This window comes from Chitinophaga sp. 22620 (assembly GCF_052044405.1).
Lineage (GTDB): Bacteria > Bacteroidota > Bacteroidia > Chitinophagales > Chitinophagaceae > Chitinophaga.
The window spans coordinates 984,721-1,007,402 of the sequence record NZ_JBQEMV010000003.1; the positions used below are offsets into that span (position 1 = coordinate 984,721).

Annotated in this window: 17 protein-coding genes; 8 read left to right on the forward strand and 9 right to left on the reverse strand. The window is 53.8% G+C overall.

What is annotated here, in order from left to right; genetic code table 11:
* Positions 1-14: 14 nt before the first annotated feature.
* The 3 genes from ACTJIK_RS19405 to ACTJIK_RS19415 are packed head-to-tail and all read right to left on the reverse strand — an operon-like array spanning position 15 to position 5,844.
* Positions 15-725, reverse strand: coding sequence for a DUF3823 domain-containing protein (locus tag ACTJIK_RS19405; protein WP_440649168.1), 711 nt, complete (start codon positions 723-725; stop codon positions 15-17).
* Positions 726-740: 15 nt separating this feature from the next.
* Positions 741-2,642 carry a RagB/SusD family nutrient uptake outer membrane protein gene (locus ACTJIK_RS19410; protein WP_440649170.1) on the reverse strand — a complete coding sequence of 634 codons (1,902 nt, stop codon included), beginning with the start codon at positions 2,640-2,642 and terminating at the stop codon, positions 741-743.
* 19 nt (positions 2,643-2,661) lie between these two features.
* A complete protein-coding gene (locus ACTJIK_RS19415; protein WP_440649172.1) occupies positions 2,662-5,844 on the reverse strand; it encodes a SusC/RagA family TonB-linked outer membrane protein in 3,183 nt (1,060 codons plus the stop codon).
* A gap of 390 nt (positions 5,845-6,234) precedes the next feature.
* Between ACTJIK_RS19415 and ACTJIK_RS19420 the strand changes: the two genes are divergently transcribed.
* The 3 genes from ACTJIK_RS19420 (at position 6,235) to ACTJIK_RS19430 (ending at position 11,298) form a co-directional block, all read left to right on the forward strand.
* Positions 6,235-9,348, forward strand: coding sequence for a ligand-binding sensor domain-containing protein (locus ACTJIK_RS19420; RefSeq protein WP_440649174.1), 3,114 nt, complete (start codon positions 6,235-6,237; stop codon positions 9,346-9,348).
* A gap of 8 nt (positions 9,349-9,356) precedes the next feature.
* Positions 9,357-10,115 carry a response regulator transcription factor gene (locus ACTJIK_RS19425; RefSeq protein WP_440649176.1) on the forward strand — a complete coding sequence of 253 codons (759 nt, stop codon included), beginning with the start codon at positions 9,357-9,359 and terminating at the stop codon, positions 10,113-10,115.
* Positions 10,116-10,659: 544 nt separating this feature from the next.
* Complete coding sequence (locus tag ACTJIK_RS19430; protein ID WP_440649178.1) at positions 10,660-11,298, forward strand: response regulator; 639 nt, start codon at positions 10,660-10,662, stop codon at positions 11,296-11,298.
* Positions 11,299-11,305: 7 nt separating this feature from the next.
* Here ACTJIK_RS19430 and ACTJIK_RS19435 read toward each other — a convergent pair whose 3' ends face one another.
* Positions 11,306-14,275 carry a sensor histidine kinase gene (locus ACTJIK_RS19435; RefSeq protein ID WP_440649180.1) on the reverse strand — a complete coding sequence of 990 codons (2,970 nt, stop codon included), beginning with the start codon at positions 14,273-14,275 and terminating at the stop codon, positions 11,306-11,308.
* A gap of 751 nt (positions 14,276-15,026) precedes the next feature.
* Here ACTJIK_RS19435 and ACTJIK_RS19440 point away from each other — a divergent pair.
* Positions 15,027-16,409 (forward strand): serine hydrolase, encoded by a 1,383-nt coding sequence (locus ACTJIK_RS19440; protein WP_440649182.1) that lies wholly within the window; start codon positions 15,027-15,029, stop codon positions 16,407-16,409.
* Positions 16,410-16,431: 22 nt separating this feature from the next.
* Here ACTJIK_RS19440 and ACTJIK_RS19445 read toward each other — a convergent pair whose 3' ends face one another.
* Positions 16,432-16,668, reverse strand: a complete 237-nt coding sequence (locus tag ACTJIK_RS19445) for a hypothetical protein (RefSeq protein ID WP_440649184.1) — start codon at positions 16,666-16,668, stop codon at positions 16,432-16,434.
* 1 nt (position 16,669) lies between these two features.
* The gene (locus ACTJIK_RS19450) at positions 16,670-17,104 is read right to left on the reverse strand and encodes a serine hydrolase domain-containing protein (protein WP_440649186.1); all 435 of its coding nucleotides are present in this window, start codon (positions 17,102-17,104) and stop codon (positions 16,670-16,672) included.
* Between the two features lie 157 nt (positions 17,105-17,261).
* Between ACTJIK_RS19450 and ACTJIK_RS19455 the strand changes: the two genes are divergently transcribed.
* The 4 genes from ACTJIK_RS19455 (at position 17,262) to eutC (ending at position 21,469) form a co-directional block, all read left to right on the forward strand.
* Positions 17,262-17,897, forward strand: coding sequence for a hypothetical protein (locus tag ACTJIK_RS19455; protein WP_440649188.1), 636 nt, complete (start codon positions 17,262-17,264; stop codon positions 17,895-17,897).
* 144 nt (positions 17,898-18,041) lie between these two features.
* Complete coding sequence (eat, locus tag ACTJIK_RS19460; protein WP_440649190.1) at positions 18,042-19,349, forward strand: ethanolamine permease; 1,308 nt, start codon at positions 18,042-18,044, stop codon at positions 19,347-19,349.
* 12 nt (positions 19,350-19,361) lie between these two features.
* Complete coding sequence (locus ACTJIK_RS19465) at positions 19,362-20,735, forward strand: ethanolamine ammonia-lyase subunit EutB (protein WP_440649192.1); 1,374 nt, start codon at positions 19,362-19,364, stop codon at positions 20,733-20,735.
* Positions 20,732-21,469 (forward strand): ethanolamine ammonia-lyase subunit EutC, encoded by a 738-nt coding sequence (gene eutC / locus ACTJIK_RS19470; protein ID WP_440649194.1) that lies wholly within the window; start codon positions 20,732-20,734, stop codon positions 21,467-21,469. Before ACTJIK_RS19465 ends, eutC begins: the two co-directional genes overlap by 4 nt.
* Positions 21,470-21,474: 5 nt before the next feature.
* On the opposite strand, the gene ACTJIK_RS19475 is transcribed toward eutC, so the two are convergent.
* From ACTJIK_RS19475 to ACTJIK_RS19485, 3 genes are all read right to left on the reverse strand, one after another.
* Positions 21,475-21,681, reverse strand: coding sequence for a DUF72 domain-containing protein (locus tag ACTJIK_RS19475; RefSeq protein WP_440649196.1), 207 nt, complete (start codon positions 21,679-21,681; stop codon positions 21,475-21,477).
* A gap of 59 nt (positions 21,682-21,740) precedes the next feature.
* Positions 21,741-22,199, reverse strand: coding sequence for a DUF1569 domain-containing protein (locus ACTJIK_RS19480; RefSeq protein ID WP_440649198.1), 459 nt, complete (start codon positions 22,197-22,199; stop codon positions 21,741-21,743).
* A 69-nt stretch (positions 22,200-22,268) separates the two neighbouring features.
* Positions 22,269-22,643, reverse strand: coding sequence for a nuclear transport factor 2 family protein (locus tag ACTJIK_RS19485; RefSeq protein WP_440649200.1), 375 nt, complete (start codon positions 22,641-22,643; stop codon positions 22,269-22,271).
* Positions 22,644-22,682 lie beyond the last annotated feature (39 nt).

Genomic DNA, 22,682 nt, shown 5'->3' on the forward strand with positions numbered 1-22,682 from the left:
CCTGTATGATGCGTTTAAAGGTCCAGCCTTACCACGGGCGAGAAGATCATGTCTTCCACCCCGCTCACTTTCAGCCCGATGCGGGCGTATATATAGCTCTGGGCGGGTATCAGCGCGGGAATGTTTGCGCTGAGGGTCACGTTGTTCAGGTCCGTGATGTCCCCGCCGGGTTTGCTCACGGAAGCCACGTTGTAGTTGCCTGCGCCGGATACAAAAGCGGTTTTGTTGAGGTACAGGTTCACCCGGTCTATATTCCTTGCATTGGCGCCTGTAATGATCCTTTCGATGCTAAAAGCGCCGTTCACTTTACCCGCCGCCACGCTCAGCTGCGGGTTGCGTATCATGTAGTAGGGCATTACTTCGATATTGAGGGTCTGGTTGCCTCTCATGTTCACGACAATAGTGTCTGAACTGGCGCCCGGCGTGTTTTTCCAGAGGAAAGGCCCCTGCCCGCCGGGAATGATCATCTTATATTCCCCGTCGAACAGCAGCACGGAATATGAACCGTCCTGATCGAAGTTGGTATTGCTCACAGGCCCCACTTTCCCGAAACCATACTGGTATAAGAGATAAGGCACCTGGTTGTATTCCACGTGAACCTCCGCTCCCTGGTACTGCAACCGGCCGCTGAGCATGGATGAGGGAGGGTCGTAGTTGTCCTTTTTACAGCCGGTGGCGGCCAATCCGGTAATGAGCACTGCTATAATATAGTTCGATAATTTCATGATCGGAGTTTTTGGTTAGTCCTGGTTCGGTTGTCTTACGATCTTGGGATTGTTGGAGCGGATGTTGTCGTCGATAAAGGAATAATAGTTTCCCATGCGGAACCGGTTAGAACCTGTCACCAGTGGGCTTTTCACAACTTTAAACAGCCACTTTCCATGATTCGGGTTGCCCGGGTTGTGCAGCTTGTAGCTCCACAGGCCGAAGGGCTGTGTGTTCCGTTTGTCCGGCGCGCCGATGTTTGCCAGCAGGTCCGCTTCAGACATGGACTGGCCGTCCCAGATCACGTGCGCGTTGCGCCAGCGTTTCTGATCGAAAACGATATGGCCTTCGAAGGAGAGCTCCACCCTTCTTTCATGCATGATCCTCGCCAGCGTGATATCTCCCGCGTCCAGCGGTGTTACCAGGCCTGCGCGGGCCCTCACCTGGTTCATGTAACCTGCGGCCACAGCGGGCTGGTTCAGCTCAAAAGCCGCTTCGGCGGCGTTGAGCAATACCTCGGCATAACGATAACGGATAAACGGAAGATCGCTGCCTGTACCGCGTGAACCGGAACCGGGCTTGGGATCGAGGTATTTCCTGAGATAAAAACCCGTTTGCGCGGTGTGTTCCTTACCATTAATAGGTCCGTCGAAACCCACTACCTGCACGGGTGCTGTACCACCGGGCAATGTCTTTTGCTGGCCGCGTTCATCGCCGGAAATGACGGAGCCGTTTGCCAGCTGGTAACCGGCCCAGATGTCTACCCGGCGTTCCTTGAACGTGGTGCCGGGAAGCATCACGGTACCTGCAAGACGCGCATCGCGGCCTGCGAATATGTCTGTCTGCTCGTTGTAGAAGATGGGATTGCCGCTTCCGTCCTTCACAGGTAGCGGGGCAAAGGTATTGTCCAGCAGCTCGAAGCTCTGCACGAGGTTCAGCGAAGGGTTCAGCCTCCCGCCTTCTTCTTCTTCCGCACCGAAACGGGGCTGGTTGGCGATGGAAAAGCTATGCACCTTACCGCTTTTCAGCCTGAAATCCTCCACGAAAATAGTTTCGGGGTTCAGGTCCTTGTCGTAGAAAACAGAAGCGAAATTGTCTGCCAGGTCTGGTTTTTTGGCGTAAAGGGCATATGCCCCCGCACTTCCGTTCATGATCTCTTGTGCGGCAGCGAGCGCTTTGGTATAATAATCGTTGGCTTTGGACGCGGGAATGCCTACTTCGCCGCCCGGCAGCGATACCTGCGGGGTGACGCCGCCGTATTTCGCGATGGAGCCTGCATACAATGCCGCACGGCATTTCATGGCGAGCACGGAACCGCGGCTGGCACGGGATTTATTGTTCACGTCGGCTTTAAGGTCCATTTTGATGGCGTCCGCTTCGCTGATCACGAAATCGTAGATGTCGGATTCCTTCGCCCTCGCATGTTGCAGGTAAGTAGGGTCGCCTTTGAAATCGTAGATCATCGGTTCAACTATCAAAGGCACGCCACCCATGCGTTTTACCATCTCGAAGTAATAGTTGGCGCGCAGGAAGCGGCCCTCCGCCATATATTTTTTCTTGGCGCCTTCCGGCAGCTGCGGCGCAGCCTGGCAGCGTTGCAGAAAAAGGTTCAGCTCGCGGATATAAGTGTAATCCCAGGTGTTCCAGGTACCGTACCCCCAGTCGTTGCGTTTTACAATATCCTGTATGGTGCCGTTCTGCGAAGGAAAGGTTTCGGAAAAATCCGCCATGCTCTCCCAGTTCTTCACGGTCGAGAAATCCAGCTGGCGGTTGTAAAGATTGGCCAGCACAGACACTACCAGGTTGGTATCCGAAAACGCCTGTTCGTTGGAGAAAACGTTGGTGGGACCGATATCGAGGAAGTCGCGTTCGCTCTTGCAACCGATCACCGCCGCCAGCAAGGCCATTATACTGAATGAAATTATTTTTAGCTTCATGGTTCTTTGCTTGATTGGTTTAGAATGAAATGCTCGCGCCTATATTCAGCACTTTGCTCTGCGGGTACTGAAGGCCGTTCCTGTCCGATATCTCGGGGTCAAGGTCATATTCCTTCAGGTTGTCGAACATAAAAAGGTTGTAAGCATTTACGTATATCCTTGCCCGTTGTGCCTTCACCCTGTTCGTCCATGAACCGGGCAGCGTATATCCCAGCTCGATCGTTCTTGCACGGAAGTAATTCACGTTTTTCATCCAGAAAGTTGACCATTGGTTATTGCTGTGGTTGTGGTCGTTGTAACGCAGGGCGGGGAATTTGCCGGGGATCCATTTGCTGTTGCGGTCCCAGATGTCTTCCCTGTGCCAGCGGTCTGTGAATATGCGGTTCAGGTTACCGTCGTTGGTGAAGGGTATTTTCGTTTCATGCTCCTGTATCCAGGTGTAGCCGCTGGCGCCGGAGAAATCCATTACGAAATCGAAATTGCCATATTGCAGGCCGATAGACAGGCCGAAGTTCATGTTCGGCTGCCCGCCGGAAGCCCATCCCAGCGGCCGCCGGTCGTTGTTGGTGATCTTTCCGTCCCCATCGAGGTCGGCGTATTTCAGATCGCCCGGCAGCAGCGTGCGGTTGCCCTGCCCGTCGATGTTCACGGGATAGTTGTTGATCTCTTCCTGGCTCTGGAACTGGCCGATATATTCCAGTATCCATTCAAACCCTTGCCAGCGGCCTTCGTTGGAGGAGAAGTACTGGTCTATCGAGTTGAAGAACACAGGATTGTAGCTGGAAATGAACTTGCCGCGGGAATAGCTCACGTTGCCGCCTACACGGTATTTCAATTTTCCGCCCAGCTCGCCATTGTATTGCAGGTCGAAGTCGAAGCCGGTGCGCGCGTCTTTGTTGATGTTCTCGTCGGGCAGCGCGTAGCCCAGCTCAGACGGGATCAGCACATCCGTTCTTTTACCGCGCAGGCCGTCGCGTTTGCGGTAGTAGTAGTCGATGGCGCCGGTAAGCCTCTGGTCAAAAAACCCGAAGTCGATACCCAGATCGAGATGCGTGCTTTTCAGCCAGGTAATGTTGCGAACGGGCGCTCCCCTGTCGCGCGAGCCCACAACGGGCTTTCCATCGAGAATGGCCACGCCGTCGTTATAGTTATATCCTTCCACGAAAGCGAATTCAGCCAGGCCCAGGGCGGTACCATCGTCCCCGAGTATACCATAGGAAGCCCTGATCTTCATGTCGGACAGTATGCGGTCGTTGCCCAGGAGGTTTTTCATGAAACCTTCTTCGGTGACACGCCATGCGGCGGACACGCTCGGGAAATAACCCACGCGGCGGTCTGGTGCAAAGAGATACGAAGCATCGCGGCGCATAAGGCCTTCGATGAAATATTTATTAGCGTAGTTGTAGTTCACGCGGCCCGCCACACCGGTCCTCGCCTGGCGAAAATCCTCATCCGTATACGTATCCGCCGTGCTGAAGTAGATCAGCGGCAGCACGTTGGTGATGGGAACGGCATGTATCCAGTTGCGGAGGCGCTGGTTCCTGATACGTTCAGACACGATCATTGCAGAAACAGTATGTTTGCCGAACGACTTGTCGTAAGAAAGCCTGATCTGCGAGGTCGTGTTGATCACTTTCTCCTGGTTCCTTTCACGCCAGGGGTTGGTGCTGCCGCCCGTGCGGGTGTAGGTATCGTTGGAAGGATTGTAAGTATAGGTGTCGTAGGTGTATTCGTGGTTATTGAGCATGTTGTCTGCTATATAATACGAATACAGCCCCGAGAGCTTCAGGCCTTCGATGCCGGGTATCTCCCACTCGCCGTCCAGGTTCATCTGCAGCTGGCGCCATTCGTTCTTGAATTTACCGGCGTAAGTGGTGTTGAGATAACCCCAGTTGGTTTCGTTGTGCTTGATGTCGTTGAGATATTTCGGGTTGTCGTTGGCGAAAGGTCTTTCCATCGGCGTATTGCGCAGGATGGCGAAGCGGGCCTGCCAATAGTCGTCCGCCTGCGGCACACCGGGGTTTTCCCTTGTTTCCACCCTCCCGTTGATAGACATGCCTACCTTAAGACCGTTGGCCACGCGGGCGGATACGTTGCTTTGGATATTGGTGCGCTCAAACTTGTATTCCCTTCCCAGCACGGAGTTCTGGAACAGGTGCGTAGCGGAAAGATAATAGGTCACTTTATCCGTACCGCCGGTAAAGTTAAGGTTGTACGTGTTCATCGGCGTATTGCCCTTCACGATATAATCGCGCCAGTTGAAGCTCTTATAGCCGTATTCGGTGCCCTGCCTGTATTTTTCCAGCTCCTCTTTCGTGATGTTGGTGGTGATGGGATTGTCGCCGGGATTCACAAAGCGGTTCATTTCCGCTTCGGCTTTCAGGCTCATGTATTCATAAGAGTTGTCGAGCACATCGATGAAACGCGTCCAGTTCTGGATGCCCCAGTTGGCGGAAAGGTTGATGGAACTGCGCTGCCCGAGTTTTCCTCTTTTGGTTTGAACCACCACAACACCGTTTGCCGCGCGAACGCCGTAAATGGCGGCGGATGCGTCCTTCAGGAAAGAAATGCTTTCGATATCGTTAGGCGCGATATTGTTAAACTGGCCCTGGTCCTGCTGAACGCCATCTATTACGAACAGCGGCGTGCCCATATTCCGGATCTGTATGGCAGCGGAGGCGCCGGGCCGCCCGTCCGCCATCCTGAAGGAAACGCCGGGCACCTTACCGGCCAGCGTAGAGCTCACCGTGGAGCCGCCGCGCACGTTGCCGATCTCGTCTGCCGTCACGGCGGAGATAGCGCTGGTGAGCGATTGTTTCTTGGTGGAGCCGTAGCCTACGATCACCACGTCCGTAAGATCCGTGGCGGAGCTGGCAAGAACGATGTTCATATTGCTTCTTCCCCCGACCGGTACTTCCTGGGTTCTGAAACCTACCATGGTAAAAACCAGCACGGCGTTTTCCTTAACGGTGATGGTGAAATTGCCTTCCATGGTAGTAAGGGTACCATTGCGGGTGCCTTTTTCGTAAACGGTCACCTGCGGCAGGATGCCCCCGGTGCTGTCTTTAACGGTGCCCGTAACTTTTTGTGTGCCCGTTTGCGCGAGTGCCGGGAGGCACACGGAGCAGAGCAGCATCAGCAGCAGCCAGCGCAGCCGTATGCTTTTGAGCGCAAAGATTTTGGTGTGTGTAAATTCATTCATAAGTGAAATTGATTTTGATTTTGGCAATCAGGAACATGATTCTCCCATCAGGCCGTTCGCATAGTTTTAAACGCCTGTCAGACACGGGTGCGGAATGTCATGGAAAAAGGGTTCTCCGCGGAACGTGGATCTTTACTGGTATCGATTTTTCAATCAGCCGGAATTACACAATAGAAGCACGTTCCAGCTGATCCTCCGGCTGGGCGGAAGCTGGTTCACCTGCTTACTAACATCAGTTTCATTAACGCAATCCAAAGAAAGAAAAATGATTTCAGAAGCATTAGCCGATTTATTTCATTTTTTCGCAAAAACGTACCAAATTTCCAAATGCATATTTGCCGCAGTGCTGTTATTAATATTATATTTGGATCAGCGCACAAATCTGCCACGTTGAAAAAAAGAATACTCATACTGTTCCTGTTTGCGCTCTCCGCCGGGCATATTGCCAACGCCCAGAAACATTATTTCAGGCATTACCAGGTAGAGAACGGCTTGTCTCACAACACGGTGTTCTGCGTAGAGCAGGATCACCAGGGATTCCTGTGGCTGGGCACCAAAGACGGGCTGAACCGCTTCGACGGGCACGCGTTCAAGGTGTTCCGTAATATCCCGGGAGACAGTACCAGCCTGGCCTCCAACTTCATTTATGCGCTGGACACGGATAAGAACGGGCAGCTGTGGGTAGGCGCCAGCATCGGGCTGTATAAATACCATGCGGTTACGGAAAGCTTTGAAATGGTGAAAGGCACGCGCACGAAAGGCATCGGCAATATACGCTGCAGCCCCGACGGCATGGTCTGGTTCCTGGAAGGATATTCCCTTTTCCGGTACGATCCCATCAGGGATACCATCGTCCATTATCCCAATCCCGCCGGCGACCCGGTGGTAACGGATATTTATTTCGACGAAAAAGGCGCCATGTGGCTGGGCTCCCACAAAGGCACCGTAAGAGAGATGGGCAGCGGGAAAGTATTCGATGTATTCAGCCATTCGCCTAAGGTATTGACCAACCGGGTGACCGTGATCGTGAGCGCATCCGGGGGGAAGCTGCTGGTGGGCACCTCCAACCAGGGCCTCAAGCTGCTGGACACGAACACGGGGGCGTACGAAGACCTCATGAGCATGACAGACAAGGACGTGAGCATCTGGGTGCGCCACATCCTGAAACACGAAGGCGACGAATACTGGGTGGCCACGGAATCGGGCATTTATGTGTACAACCTCGCCACACGCAAGTTCACCAACCTCCGGAAGGAATACAACAATCCCTGGTCGCTGACCGATAATGCTGTTTATTACCTGCATAAGGACAAGGAAGGAGGTATGTGGGCCGGCACCTTCTTCGGCGGCGCGAATTATTACCCGCGGCAGTACACCTTTTTTGAAAAATGGTTCCCCGACAACAGCAGTAACACCCTCAGCGGGAACGCCGTGCGCGAGATATGCGAAGACCGGTTCGGGAATATCTGGGTAGGCACTGAAGACAACGGGATCAATAAAATAGACGTTGCCTCGGGAAAGATCACCCAGTACCCCGCCTGCAAGAACGGCATTTCGCATACCAATATCCACGGGCTTTATGCAGAAGGTAACAATCTCTGGGTCGGCACGCTGGATAATGGCCTCGACAAAATGGACATCCGTACCGGCAAAGTGGTGAAACATTACGCGGCCGGGCCGGGTTCCTTCGCGCATAACTTTATCCTGTGGATCTACAAAACGCGCAAGGGCACGCTGCTGCTGGGCACCGGCGGGGAACTGGCGAAATACGATACGGCGAAAGACGCGTTCCTTAAAATAGACGAAGTGCCTTACAGCAACCAGCGCAGCGTTGCAGAAGCGGAAGACGGCACCATCTGGGCCGCCACGTCGGACCACGGGCTGTTCTGGTTCAACGAGGCCACCGGGCAGAAAGGGAATTACCGGCATAAGCCGGAAGATACCTGCAGCCTTAGTTCCAACGGGCTGAACACCGTGTATATAGACAGCCGGCAGCAGATCTGGGCGGGCACGGAAGGCTTCGGGCTGAACAGGCTCATTCCCTCCACCGGCTGCTTTACCCGCTACACCACCCAGCAGGGCCTGCCCAGCGATTATATTTTCAAGGTGCTGGAAGACAACCGGGGCAACATGTGGGTGACCACCTCCCGCGGCCTCGCCTGCCTGAACCCGAACACCGGCGCCATACAGGTGTTCACCAGCATCAACGGGCTGCTGAACGACCAGTTCAACTACAGCTCCGGTTACAAGGACAAGAACGGCAAAATGTACCTCGGCAGCGTGAAAGGCATGATCAGCTTCAATCCTGACCAGTTCCTGCCGGATACCTTCGTGGCCCCGGTGTACATCACCGGCTTCAACGTCAAGAACAAGCCGACCTCCCAGGAAGACAAACGCGACCTGTTCTTTACCAAAAAGGTGGTGCTGCCTTACGACCAGTCTTCTTTCAGCATAGACTTCGCAGCGCTGAGCTTTACCGCGCCCGATATGATCTCCTACGCCTATAAAATGGACGGGCTCGACAAAGAATGGACCTATCTCAAAACCAACCGTATCGTGTATTTCACGGACCTGAAGCCGGGGCGTTATACTTTCAGGGTGACCACTACAGACAACAACGGCCGGCTCGGCGATCATCCCGCCTGGCTGGAGATCGAGATCAGGCCTCCTTACTGGGCCACTTCGTGGGCGTACGTGCTGTATGCCATCCTGCTTGCCAGCGGCTGTTATTATTTCATCAGGCGGTATCACAAGCGGCAGATGCTGAAGCATAAACGGAAACTGGAAGAGGTGCAGCTGAAGAAAGAAAAAGAACTGTACCAGGCCAAGGTGGACTTCCTGACGAACGTGGCCCACGAGATCAACACCCCGCTCACGCTCATCAAAGGGCCGCTGGAGCAGGTGATAGAAAATCCCGAACGGCTGCAGGCCAACCGTAACCATTTACAGATCATGGAGCGCAACACCAACCGGCTGGTGCAGCTCACCAACCAGCTGCTGGACTTCCGGCAGACGGAGGCTACCGGCTTCAGGCTCGATTTCAAGCGGCTCAACCTCTCGTCTACCCTGCAGGATACCTACGACAACTTCAGGCTGCCGGCCGCGCAAAAGAAGCTTGATTACAGGATAAAGATGCCCACCGGCGATATTTACGCTTATGCGGACGAAGAAGGCATCAACAAAATATTCAGCAACCTCTTCAGCAACGCCATCAAATACGCGGAAAAGAAAGTAAAAGTAACCCTGCGCGGGAATGGAGAAAGCGTGATACTGGAAGTGGCCAACGACGGCCCGTTGATCCCTGAATCCATGCGTGACAAGATATTTGCGCCTTTTGTGCGCCTGAAAGAAAATGAAAAACAAAAAGGCACGGGCATCGGGCTGTCTATTTGCCGGAGCCTTACCACCCTGCATAAGGGGGAATTGTATGCAGACCAGAAAGACGGCCTCAACACGTTTGTATTTATTCTGCCCATCGGCCAGGCAATATCAACCGAAATATAATCACCGTTATGCAACCTGTTATTCTGCTTGTTGACGACAACGAAGAGATCCTTGATTTTGTGAGTTCTATCCTTGAAGGCGAATATACCATTCTCCGTTGCGAGAACGGCGAAGAGGCGATCAGCATCCTGCATGCAGAAAGCGTGGACCTGGTGATCAGCGACGTGATGATGCCGCTGATAGACGGGCTGGAGCTTTGCAAGCGCATCAAGACCACCTTCGAGATCAGCCATATCCCTGTTATCCTGCTTACCGCCAAAAACACGCTCCGGTCCAAGATCGAGGGGCTGGAAACAGGGGCGGACGCCTATATTGAAAAACCCTTCTCCCCTGCTTACCTCAAAGTGCAGATCGCCAACCTGCTCAGCAACCGCATCAAGATCAGGAAATACTTTGCCAGCACGCCGCAGGCGCCGATCAATACCATGGCGCATACGCGGGAAGACGAGGCTTTCCTCAACAGCATCTACGATTTTATTTTGAGGGAAATAGAAAATACGGAGCTGGATGTGGACCATCTTTCCCGCTTCGTGAACATGAGCCGGATCAGCCTGTACAGGAAGATCAAGGCGATATCAGACCTTACGCCGCATGAGCTGATCAATATCACGCGGCTGAAAAAAGCGGCGGAGTTGCTGGCGGAAAAGAATTACAAAATATACGAGGTGGCCATGATGGTGGGGTACAAATCACAAACGCATTTCGGGAAGAATTTTATCAAACAGTTCGGGGTAAGCCCCAGCCAGTATGTGATGCAGAAGAAATAAACCCTTTGAAACCGGCGCCGGTACCGGAACAGCGCACGTTGTACGGGGATAAACAGGTCCGTTCCGCAAAATAAATTCTACCAGGTTGCAGGTAGCAGGTGTATTCGGTTGCGGTTCAGGGAGCCAGGTTACCACCAGCGGCTGTTCCAGGTACGGTTCCGGGGTATACGCATTCCTACCGACGTAATATTTTCATAGCACATTGGTTCAATAAATACAGGAAATCGGTTACATGTGCAATGAAAACAGCACTGCATGCCTGAAATGAGTGAAATACGGCATTCTCGGGGAACGGATACAATTCTTCATAGGTGGTTACGGTTTGAACGGTTATTGATAGAATATGGATATGCTCATCTAAAATGTATGCTGGTTGACCAATTCACAGTACCTAAGTTATACCATCTTTATGACTCCTGCTATAGAGCTTATTCGCAACGGCTGTAGTAATCGTACTACTTTGCCAAAAACAGCCGGGAGATAGGTACAGGGTATATAAAATTGTTTAATTTTACCGGATCAGTCTATCAGAACCGCACCTCCTATGAAAAGTATACTCATTGCAGACGACCATACCATTGTCAGGCTCGGCGTTTCGCATATCATATCCACGCTTCCCACCCCTGCTGCTGTTGAAGAGGCCTCTACGTTCGACGAGGTGATCGCGCAGCTGGAATCCAGGCCTTTCGACCTGTTGATCCTCGACATTAATATTCCCGGTGGCAACAACCTCCAGATGATAGACGCCGTGAAGCTGCGCCAGCCCAATATCCGTATACTGATGTTCAGCGGGTACGACGAACAGCTGTTCGCCATCAATTATATGCAGGCCGGGGCAGACGGCTACCTGGTGAAGTATTCCCCGGAAGAAGAGATCCGCTCCGCCATCAGCACCGTGCTGAACCAGCAGAAATATATGAGCGCCGGCACGCGGGAACAATTACTGAACATGCTCAACTCCCAGCGCGAACCGGTGCTGAACCCCTTGTCCGCCCTTTCAGGGCGTGAAGTGGAAGTGATGTACCTGCTCACCAAAGGCATTCCCGTGGCGCGCATTGCAGACATGCTCAACCTGCAGGTGACCACCGTAAGCACCTACAAGACCCGCATCTTCGAAAAGCTGCAGATCAGTAATGTCATTGAGTTACTGGAAAAAGTGAAGATGTACAGCACTTCTATCTGAGGATATTCTAACGGAGGGTGGTATGCAGCACGATGCTCACCCTTGTGCCGCCGCCTTCGTTCGGCTGCATTTTCAGCCTGCCGTTTATCAGCCGCAGCAATTCCACCACGATCAGCAGGCCCAGGCCCTGGAGCTCTTCCGGCCAGCGGTTGTCCCCTATCAGGTATTTCCCCGGCGTATGCATATTGACCCGCTCCGCCAGCACGGGATGAACGCCAATGCCCGTATCGATGATACGGATGATGACCACATCGTCGTGCCGCTCCGTTTCCAGGGTAATGGTACCGGCGGTGGTGTATTTCACGGCATTGTCCAGCAGGTTGTGCACCACCACCCCCAGCAGCTGCCGGTTCACCAGGGCGGGTTCCGTGCCGTTGGTACGGTGAATGATCTCCACGTTGCGCAGCTGCGCGATGGGCCTGAAGATATCCACCTTCTCCTTCAGCAGCACGTCCAGGTTGAGCATTTCGGAGGATGAGCCGTTTTCCGAGAACTGCATTTTCATGTACTGGATCAGGTTCTCGATGAGATGGTACATGCGGTAATGCGTTTCGTAGAGCGCGGCATGCTGCTTGTCTTTATCCTTCATGGAGCCCGTCATCAGCAGCAGGAACTTCATGGGCGTTTTAATATCGTGGGTGATGGCGGCTATCAGCCTTTGCTGCATCAGCGCCTGCTGGTGCAGCTGCCGTTCAGACGATTGCAGGAATTCCAGCGTTTCTTCCAGCTTGCGCGTACGTTCAGACACATGCAGCTCCAGCATCCGGTTCTTGTAATGGCTGCGCGCCAGCCTGATGCGCATCAGAACGAATACGAGCAGGCCCAGGAAACAGGCCGCCAGCACCTTGAACCAGAGCGTTTCGTACCAGGCGATCTGCACGGTGATATAAAGCAGCTTGTCCACATAATTATGCCGCCCGAAGCCGCTCACCTTCCGGATACGGAGCCGGTAATTGCCGGAATGCAGGCGGGAAAAGGAAATAGAGCGGTCGTTTTCAACGGGCAGCCAGATATCGTCCCCGTCGCCTTCGAGGGTGTAGAACATCTGCAGGTTGTAGCGGTCGCCATAATAGGGCGTATTCACTTCCAGGCGGAACTGCCGGTAATTGTTGGGCAGCAATACTGTGTCGCTCAGCGCAATGCGGCGGGTGTCCATTTCCATCATGTCCAGGAACAACCCCTTGTCGGGCACCTCGGGCCGGACCTCCCCGGGCTGGAACACCACCAGCCCGTCCAGCGAAGGGAGTGACAGGCTGCCGTTAGCCAGCTTCAGGGCGCAGGGTTGGCAGCCGCCGTTGAATTCGTTGGTATAAAAACCGTTGTACTTGGAGTAATAGAGATAAAAAACATAAGAGGTTTCCCCGCGCGCATACGCCAGCAGGTCGTTGCGCGATACCTGGAAAAGACCCTTGTTGGTGGTGATCCAGAAATACCCGTTGTCGTCCGGGATCATGCAATGCGAGGCGGACAGGTATTGCATTTTGTCCAGCGGCATCTGGTGCACCCGGCCATCGAGCAGCAGGAAAATACCTTTGTCGTAAGTCGTGATCCAAAGCTCTTTGGGTGTTACTACATAAAGGCTGCGCACATTATGCCCGCTGAGGCCCGCAATAGTGTCCACTTTCGCGTTGCTCAGCTTAACCCTGAAGAGTCCCTTGCCGGAGCCGACCCATAGAACGCCGGGTTGTTCGTAGGCGAAATAAGAAACGTCCGGCACGGCGGCGGTGAGCAGCAGGGGCACAGGGTCCGGCTTGTTGGTATCCAGGTAATAGATGCCGGTATGTTTCGTCCCGATCCACAACCGGCCGTCGTGCCCGGCATACAGCTGGCTGATCTCGTCGTGCAGTTCCCGCTCCCACAGTAACTCCGAAAAATCCTTATTGAACTTGAGCAGCTTCCAGCCTACCTTGTACCAGTGGTTGCCCTGTTCGTCCGTTTGCAGGGAATAATTATCCCCCCTGTTGTATTGTTGCAGCAGCGGCAGCTGCTTAACGTTGCCCTGGGCGTCAAAAACATATCCCTGGGGGGTAACAATGCCATCGGGACCGAATGAAGCCTGCGAATAGAAGACATTATTCCGTGCCATAACCGCCCTCATGGGCCTGAACTGTTTCTTCGTGATCACGAACAAACCTTTTGTCAGGCTGCCCAGGAAAAGCTTCCCGAGCCTTTCGTCGTAATAAACGCACATGATCTCCTGCCGGTCGAAACTAAAATTATGCAGCACCCTCCTGGAGTACAGCGTTCCTCCCTCTCCTTCCGCCAGGCTGTACAGGTTGCCTTCCAGGTATACGAACATTTGCCCGGCCACATAATTCCAATGCAGCACCATTTTGTTCCCGTGCAGGCGGTAAGCAGGGTCTGCGGGCAGGTCGCCCAGCAGCGTTGCGGGCTGTTGACCGTTCCTGTGCAGGTAGATGAAACGGCCGCTTGCGTCCAGGTGGTAGAGATGCTGCCGGAACGTAAAGAAGTTCCAGGGGTTCGTATAGGCGTATCTGCCGCTGAAGTTTGATTTGTTCTTATCGAAATAGGACCAGGCGCCCCGGGAAACGAGGTAATAGGAATGCGCACCGGTGGGAACAAGGTACTTGCCGTGGTTCCCGATCATACCCGCGAAAAAATTGGGAAGGCCCACTATGGGAAAAATACCGGTGCTATCGCCCTGGCCGATGAAATAATCATAATCCCGCGTTGCCGGGAGATGTTTCCCTCCAAAGACGGCTATCCCCTTGCTGACACCGATGGCCTCCATATCCTCCGTGCGGGCGAAGAGCGTTTTCCTGTCCGCGCCGGGGTATAGGAAAGCGATACGGCTGCTGCGTACCGGAAGGTCGGTGCTGTTGAAGTTCCTGAACTTCTTGCCATCGAAGCGTACGAGGCCGCTTTCCGTGGCCATCCACAGGAAACCGTCGCTGTCAGGCGCAAGGAACTTAACGCTGTTCTGCGGCAAACCGTTCTCATCGGTGAAATGCTCCACCGTATAAGGCAGTGAATCGACAAAATGAGCGCACGCGGCACTTAAAGTACCAACAATTAAACCAAGTAATAAGACTAACGATCTCATGGCCCTTCAAAAAAGAAATCCGGCTGGTGTACTATATAAATGCGTTGTTAAAGATATAAACGCTGCAAGCAAGGGGGTTTCCGACGTTTCATATACAAAAAAACATAGCTATATAGATATGGATTTGATCCGCTCCATCCGACGGGAATCTGACGCAGCAAATATAAAACTGAATTATTCGGATTCCTAAGCGAATGGCTTGTTTTTTTGAAAATAAAACACCAGCGACAGTTGGGAATTCACATATAAAAAAACTTTCAAAGGTAAGCCCATACAGCAATAGCAGAAACTGAAAAATAGATATTTTGCGTTATATTTAAGGTAAATTATAATTATTTAAAGGTAAATTATGACCAGGCCGTATGGCCAGTAAAGGTCGTCATTGCGGATCTAATGCGGGACTGCATTTAACGCCTATACGAAAACAGGCAATCACGGTGATGAACTATGCAAGCTCTGCTTATCAAGTCTATGTTTCCAGCGGAGGCCATACAATAACCTCACAATTACAAGGGGGATTATGCGTTTATAGCAAAGAGAGATCCCGAAACTGAGCATCCCGAAAAAAAATCCCGGCTCGCTGAAACTATCCGGCTAAACGTGCGTCCTTATATTGTAATCTGTCGTACCGCAGGCAGCCCCTGCTCCTAAATATATTATTGCCATGAAAGCACCCTTATTGCTCCTCTGCCTGCAGCTGTCCGCCATCAGCATCAGCGCACAGGGCCCCGCCGTTGCAAAGCTGGAAAAGGACATTCCTGTCCTGATGAATGAAGCGATTATCCCTGGTATGGCCGCCGCGCTCATTGAGAACGGCAGGCTGGTATGGACCGGGAGTTATGGCGTCCGCAATTCCAGCACAGGTAACCCTGTTACCGCGGCCACTATCTTTGAAGCGGCATCGCTCAGCAAAGTAGTGGCCGCCTACGGCGTACTAAAACTGGTAGACGAGGGCCGGCTGAACCTGGACCAGCCCCTCATCAAATACCTCGGCAACAATTATGAAGTGGAAGACGAGAGAGTGCAGCTCATCACCGCCCGCATGGTGCTCAGCCATTCCGGCGGGTTCCCCAACTGGCGGCCCGAAGGCGGCAAACTGACCGTCCTGTTCCAGCCGGGGCAAAAGTTCCAGTATTCCGGCGAAGGTTTCGTGATGCTTTCGAAAGTCGCCGAACTGATCACCGGCACTGAATTCAATACCTACATCAAAAAAACCGTGTTTGAACCGCTGGGCATGACCAGCAGCAGCTTCAACTGGGAAACCCCGTTCGACTCCCTGCTGGTATACCGCCACGACTGGCTGGGCAAACCCTCCCGCCGCTGGGAAGGCCATGGCGTGAATGCCGCCGCCAGCCTGCGCACTACCATTGAAGACTATTCGAAATTCCTCATCGCCCTCATGAACGGCAAAGGCCTGAAACCCGCTACCTGGCAAGCGATGCTCAGCCCGCAGATAAAGGTAAACGACAGCTCGCAGGTGGCCTGGGGGCTGGGCGTTGGCCTGGAAATCACACCCGCCGGTAAATACGCCTGGCACTGGGGCGACCAGGGGGATAGCAAATGTTATTTTACGGCAGACCTTGAAAAGAAAAATGCCATTCTTTATTTCACCAACAGCTACAACGGCCTTTCCATTTCAACGGAAATGCTGAAGGACGCCATCGGCGGCCAGCATCCTGCCATCAGCTGGCTTGGCTATACAAAATATGATCCCGCCGCGCCCGCTCTGCTAAGCGATATCGAGACACGCGGCGCCGCCATTGCCCTCCGGGCTTACCGTGAAAAAGGAAAAGGCCTGGCCGAAGCGCATATCAATACGATCGGCTACCTGCTGCTCAGGCAGAAAAAGATAGACGACGCCATTGCCGTACTGGAGCTGAATGCGGCAGACTTCCCGCAATCCGGCAACGTGTGGGACAGCCTGGCCGAAGCCTGGATGGAAAAAGGTAACAACGCACTCGCCATCGAATACTACCAGAAATCCCTCACGCTGGACCCGCGGAACAATAATGCCGTAGTGCAGCTGAAGAAGCTGCAAGGGAAATAAAGCAGCAACAACCACCGCTCCCTCACTCCAGGAAATGATCCAGGAAAGCCTTCGCAAATTTTGATGCCTGTATCTTTTTATTCAGGTTCTTATGGAAAGGACTGAGCACCCCGAAGAAACCAGGGATGGGCTGTACAATGTGATAGAAGGGCCTGCTCAGGTCCTGCGAGTTGGCGAGGATAATGAACGTAATGTCTTTCTCCGGCACTTTCAGGAATAAAGCGGAATATCCCATCCACCAGCCGGTATGCCACACCATCTTAATGCCTATTGCCCATGGCCGTATGTGTCATAAGGTGCTTTATTTTGATGCGCGGGTCGCTGCCCCAGCGGGCGCCCAGGTTGATGCCGTATTGATTGATAGGGTCGTCGAGGCTGATCTTACCGGCTTCCACCTGCTGCATGAGGATGATGGAGCCGAAGGTTTTGGTGACAGAAGCCACCTGGTACACGGTATTTTCGTCCGGCGGCAGCTTGTTCTCCACATCGGCATACCCCAGCCCTTTTGCCCAGGCCAGTTCTTTTCCTTTCATAACGCCCACGGATATACCCGGGATGTGATATTTCAGGCGGAGCTGTTCCAGCCTGCGCTCAAAGGATTGAAAATTAGCACTCTCCCACCGGTGGTCTTGCGCCCGGAGGCTGGCGGATGTAGCAATGATCAGTATAAAAATGGCGAAAGGTCTTTTGTGCATGCGCTGTACTTTGTTTCGGCAAATCTGTGAAAATGCCCGCCTATAGCCTATTCAATTCCGGAATTGAGCAGTGGCCGGCCCGGAAATGAAAGTAAGGCGGGATTAAATATTAATAATATTTATACTATATTTGAATGCCAACAAACCTGTCCGGGTCATGAAACACTCCTTTTTTCTTCTGCCTGCGTTGTTATTATCGGTAACGGCTGCCGGCCAAACAGCTGACTATGAACTCTATAAACAGTCGCCGGACAGCTGCGCCGCTTCCGTGATGCTGTACCGCGACGGCACCTTTTTTGCCGAAGGCGGCTGTGGCCGGGCGGCAGAGAGGTCGGTTGGCAGGTGGCAGCAGGTGCAGGACACGGTGTTTTTCCTTCCCCAGCCTCCCGAAAATATCAAAGTGGTCCAATCGCTGACCGCGTTCTTCACCCCCGGCGATACCCTAAACCTGACGATACTGGCCAGTTGCGGCAAGAATATTTCCGACAGCGCCAGGATGTTCTGGAAGCGGACAGACGGCGGCATCGATCCGGTGCTGATCTCCCCTCCCGGAACCGCCCGGATCATTCACCCGCCTTCGGAGGGCCATTTATTGCTCAGCATGATGGACCAGTATATTGAAGTGCCGGGCGGCTTCGCCAACAATTTTATTTTAAAGCTCAACATCCCCGCCCAATGGGCTTCCGCGCATGCGTGGTGCCGCATGGGCCGGTTTTACCTGCTGAAGAAAGACGGGAAGCTGGTAACGCCCGATGCTATCGCGGCGGCGTATCAGCAGCATGCGCATCAATAAATTGACCAGCTTTGAATTTTGAGACGCATTGAAATAATTTATATCCTGGTATTTTTCACTGCCTCTTCCCAATTAATTTAATTTCCCGGCGGAATTTTGTACTTTTTGAGATCAACCGCATTTCAAAATCGCCAAAATCCGCCTATGTCCGAAAAACCGGCTACACTTAAAAAAGCGATACGCCCTGTGCACCTGTGGGCCATTTCAGTAGGACTGGTGATCTCCGGGGAATATTTCGGCTGGAACTACGGCTGGGGCGTTGCCGGCACTGTTGGTTTCCTGCTGGCCACGCTGGTGGTCACGCTGCTGTATGTCACTTTTATTTTCAGCTTTACAGAACTGACGACCGCCATCCCTAATGCGGGCGGGCCGTTCTCTTACGCCCGGAAAGCCCTTGGCCCCACAGGCGGGCTCATTGCAGGTTACGCCACCCTCGTCGAATTCCTGCTGGCCACCCCGGCCATTGCGTTTGCATTAGGCAACTACCTTCATTTCCTGCATCCCGGGCTGCCCGTGCTGGGCACCGCCATTGGCGTGTACCTGCTGCTCACGGGCATCAATCTCCTGGGCATTAAAGAATCCGCCGCTTTCACGCTGCTGTTCACCTTGCTGGCGGTAGTGGAGCTGCTCGTATATTTTGGCATTGTGGCGCCGCATTTCAAGATGGAAAATTTCCTGAAAGACGCGCTGCCTTTCGGCTACAGCGGTGTATTTGCGGCCCTGCCCTTCGCGGTGTGGCTATATGTCTGCATCGAAGGGGTGGCGATGGTGGCAGAGGAAGTAAAGAACCCGGCACGGAACATCCCCATCGGTTATATTTCCGGGATACTGACGCTGGTGGTGCTGGCGCTGGCCGTGATGCTGCTCACCGGCGGCATTACCAACTGGCAGCGGCTGTCCGCCATCGATTACCCGCTCCCTGAAGCCATCGGCATTGTGCTGGGGAAAGACAGCGGGATCACGAAAGTGTTTGCCGGCATCGGCCTCTTCGGGCTGATCGCATCTTTTAACGGCATCATCATCAGCTATTCCCGGCAGATATTCGCGCTGGCCCGGGAAGGTTACCTTCCCTCCCTGCTGGCCGCTGTCGGCCGCAAACGGCAGGCGCCTTACAACGCCCTGGTAGTGGGCGCGCTGGCAGGCATTGTTGCGCTTTGCATCAGCCGCACAGACCAGCTGGTGGTATTGTCTGTGCTCGGGGCCATCGTAATGTACATCGTGAGCATGATCAGCCTGTTCGTGCTCCGCAAAAAAGAGCCGCAGCTGGAAAGGCCGTTCAAAACGCCCTTCTATCCCTGGTTCCCGGCCATCGCACTGGGCCTGTCCGTGATCACGCTCGGCGCCATCATTTATTACAACCGGCTGCTGAGCGTTATTTTCTTCGCAGGTTTATTGGTCACATGGATTACGTATCTTATCATCCAGAAACAAAAGATCAGGCAGCTTTCCTGAGAAAAAATATCTATGTCCTGGCGCCATACCATACACCAACGCAGCTATCATTTCAGCGACCTGAAAACGCTGCTGGCCAAAGCATCGCCGTACCGCTCGGGAGACGCGCTGGCGGGGCTTGCCGCCGAAACCTACGAGGAGCGTGTGGCCGCGCAGATGACGCTGGCAGACCTCCCGCTGAAAATTTTCCTGGAGCAACCCGTTATTCCTTATGAAACAGACGAGGTGACCCGTCTCATCATAGACACGCACAACGCAACCGCGTTCGCGCCCATCTCCCACCTCACCGTGGGCGGCTTCCGCGACTGGCTGCTGAGCGACCTTGCAGACACGGCTACTTTACAGCAAACCGCCACCGGCATCACACCCGAAATGGCCGCGGCGGTGAGCAAGCTCATGCGCAACCAGGACCTGATCAGCGCCGCCCGCAAGATGGAAGTGGTAACGCGGTTCAGGAACACGATCGGGCTGAAAGGAAGGCTCAGCGTACGTTTGCAACCTAATCACAATACAGACGATCCGAAAGGCATTGCCGCCTCGATGATAGACGGGCTGCTGTACGGCAGCGGCGACGCGGTGATCGGCATCAACCCGGCCACAGACAGTCCTGATGCGGTAGTGAACCTGCTCACGCTGATCGACCAGTTCAGGCAGCAATACGACATCCCCACCCAGTCCTGCGTGCTCTGCCATGTGACCACCGCCATGCAGGTGATGCACAAAGCCCCGGTGGACCTGGTGTTCCAGTCCATCGGCGGCACCGAGAAGACCAATAAAAGTTTCGGGATCAGCCTTTCCATGCTCAAAGAAGCCCATACCGCCGCGCTGGAACTGAAGCGCGGCACCATCGGCAACAACGTGATGTACTTCGAAACCGGCCAGGGCAGCAGCTTATCCGCCAATGCGCACGAAGGCGCGGACCAGCAGACCTGCGAAAGCAGGGCCTATGCCGTGGCCCGTCATTTCAGCCCGTTGCTCGTCAATACCGTAGTGGGGTTCATTGGCCCGGAATATCTTTTCGACGGCAAGCAGATCATCCGCGCCGCGCTGGAAGACCATTTCTGCGGCAAGCTGCTGGGGCTGCCCATGGGCGTGGACGTATGTTATACCAATCACGCGAACGCGGACCAGGACGATATGGACAACCTGCTCACCCTGCTGGGCGTGGCGGGCTGTAATTTTGTAATGGGCGTGCCGGGGGCAGACGATATTATGCTCAATTACCAGTCCACCTCCTTCCATGATGCGCTGTATATCAGGCAGGTGCTGGGTTTGCGGCCGGCGCCCGAATTCGAGCAATGGCTGGTGCAATACGGCTTAATGGACAAACACGGCAGATCGTTGCCCGTACCATCTTCTCACCTGCTGCTGCAAAATCATCCATGAAAGAAGAACATTACATCACGCCCGATCCCTGGGAGGGGCTTCGTGCTTTTACCGCCGCGCGGATAGCCTTGGGCAGAACAGGCGCCGCCATGCCCCTGCGCGAGGTGCTGCAGTTCAGGCTGGCGCATGCGCATGCGCGGGATGCCGTTTTTTCTTCGCTGGATATCCCGCTGTTCCGTCAGCAGCCATGGGAAGTGAATGTGCTGCACAGCGAAGCCGGGGACCGGACCGTCTACCTGCAGCGGCCGGACAAGGGCAGGAAACTGCATCCTTCCTCCGCCGCTGCGCTGAAGGCCGCCAATGCAGATGTGGCGGTTATTGTGGCGGACGGACTTTCCGCCACCGCCGTGAACCGGCACGCCATACCGCTGATAGAAAGATTGCTGCCAATGCTGCAAAGCCAGGGGATCAGCTGTGCGCCCATTCAGCTCGTGCAGCAGGGCCGCGTGGCCATCGGCGACGAGATCGGGAAACTCCTGCAGGCAAAAATTTCGCTGATGCTCATTGGCGAAAGACCGGGGCTTTCCTCTCCTGACAGCCTGGGCGCGTATCTCACCTTCAACCCGCAACCCGGCATTACGGACGAGGCGCGCAACTGCATTTCCAATATACGGCCGGAAGGTTTGCCTTACGACATAGCCGCCGCGAAAATAAGCTACCTCCTGCGGGAAGCGCTGCGCCTGCGGCTTACGGGCGTAATGCTGAAGGATAATTATACCGCTGCGCTGGAATGAACCGCTCACTTCTGCTGTGTCAGCTCCATTAAACGAAGCGCGTTAAAAGCGGCGTATCCTTCCTGGTCGTTGTCGAAATACACGTAAATATCTTTCCCTTTTTGCTGCCATTTTTTGCAGTCCGCGGCCTTCAGGTCTTCCGGGTAAAAAGTGCCTCTCCAGTGCTTATACACCCAGCCCGATGTGCCAATGTGGATCTTTCCCTGCTTCATACCCACGGCGCCCAATTTCTATGCGTGCAGATTGCGGCATGAGGAAGCGGCTTTAGATTTTATACCCCGAATTGCGTAAGGTGATGATCGAGGTGCTTGTAGAACATGTTGTTCCACTCGGGAACGCTGAGCCTGCCGAACGACAGGCTTTCCTTGTTGCTGAAGGCCTGGCTGCCGAGCCGCTGCGTTTTGTTGATATAATCTACCAGGCGCGTTTTTTCCTTTTCAAAATCCCGTTCGCCGGTGATCAGGAATGCAGGGGCAGTGCGGTTGTTCTTTTTGTAGGGCTCTTCGCTGCACACCACTTTTTTCACAAATGTTTTCAGCATGAATTTCAGGAAAAAGCCCGGTTTCGGGAATTTGTCGTCGTACACCATTTCGTAAGCCACGTTTACATGCGCCAGCATCTGCCCTGCGTTCATCTTGCCCCATTGTGGCCGGGTTTCGGGCGTCAGCCGGTTAATGCGCTCAATGACCTGGTCTGAAACGCTGCGTGAGAAAATGTCTGGTAATGCCATGTTTTACAGGTTAGGTTTAATATAGGTTGATGTTGATGTTCCGTAAAAATAAAGCATTACCCCAATTCTTTAATCTTCTTTCGCGGGCGTGAGCATGGTGAGCACGCACACCCATTGGCCGTTTACCCGCCGGCATACGCTGGTAGACCATTCATACAAGCTGAAAGCCTCTCCCAGCCATGTGCCCGCGCTGGTGCCCCTGCTGGTGATCACGGCGGAGTCGCCGTATATTTTCACCCTGAAAGATCCGGAATCCATGCGTGTATGCACCAGCTTGCCGGAGCCTACCCGCTGCAGGTAATCCGTTTTTGGCGAGATGCCGCCTTCCGTGCCAACGATCACCCAGTCTTCCGACACGAATTTTTCAAACTCCGCGGTGCTGTTCGTCAGTATGGCATCATCCCAGGCATGCGCAAAATCGATCAGTGTTTGTTCTTCGTTCATGGTATGTTTTTTATGCAAGCTACATCCATGCCCTGCTGT

Coding starts and splice junctions, on each gene's coding strand:
- ACTJIK_RS19405 (WP_440649168.1), bottom strand. CDS start 725: ATGAAATTATCGAACTATATTATAGCAGTGCTCATTACCGGATTGGCC.
- ACTJIK_RS19410 (WP_440649170.1), bottom strand. CDS start 2,642: ATGAAGCTAAAAATAATTTCATTCAGTATAATGGCCTTGCTGGCGGCG.
- ACTJIK_RS19415 (WP_440649172.1), bottom strand. CDS start 5,844: ATGAATGAATTTACACACACCAAAATCTTTGCGCTCAAAAGCATACGG.
- ACTJIK_RS19425 (WP_440649176.1), top strand. CDS start 9,357: ATGCAACCTGTTATTCTGCTTGTTGACGACAACGAAGAGATCCTTGAT.
- ACTJIK_RS19430 (WP_440649178.1), top strand. CDS start 10,660: ATGAAAAGTATACTCATTGCAGACGACCATACCATTGTCAGGCTCGGC.
- ACTJIK_RS19440 (WP_440649182.1), top strand. CDS start 15,027: ATGAAAGCACCCTTATTGCTCCTCTGCCTGCAGCTGTCCGCCATCAGC.
- ACTJIK_RS19445 (WP_440649184.1), bottom strand. CDS start 16,668: ATGGTGTGGCATACCGGCTGGTGGATGGGATATTCCGCTTTATTCCTG.
- ACTJIK_RS19450 (WP_440649186.1), bottom strand. CDS start 17,104: ATGCACAAAAGACCTTTCGCCATTTTTATACTGATCATTGCTACATCC.
- ACTJIK_RS19455 (WP_440649188.1), top strand. CDS start 17,262: ATGAAACACTCCTTTTTTCTTCTGCCTGCGTTGTTATTATCGGTAACG.
- eat (WP_440649190.1), top strand. CDS start 18,042: ATGTCCGAAAAACCGGCTACACTTAAAAAAGCGATACGCCCTGTGCAC.
- ACTJIK_RS19465 (WP_440649192.1), top strand. CDS start 19,362: ATGTCCTGGCGCCATACCATACACCAACGCAGCTATCATTTCAGCGAC.
- eutC (WP_440649194.1), top strand. CDS start 20,732: ATGAAAGAAGAACATTACATCACGCCCGATCCCTGGGAGGGGCTTCGT.
- ACTJIK_RS19475 (WP_440649196.1), bottom strand. CDS start 21,681: ATGAAGCAGGGAAAGATCCACATTGGCACATCGGGCTGGGTGTATAAG.
- ACTJIK_RS19480 (WP_440649198.1), bottom strand. CDS start 22,199: ATGGCATTACCAGACATTTTCTCACGCAGCGTTTCAGACCAGGTCATT.
- ACTJIK_RS19485 (WP_440649200.1), bottom strand. CDS start 22,643: ATGAACGAAGAACAAACACTGATCGATTTTGCGCATGCCTGGGATGAT.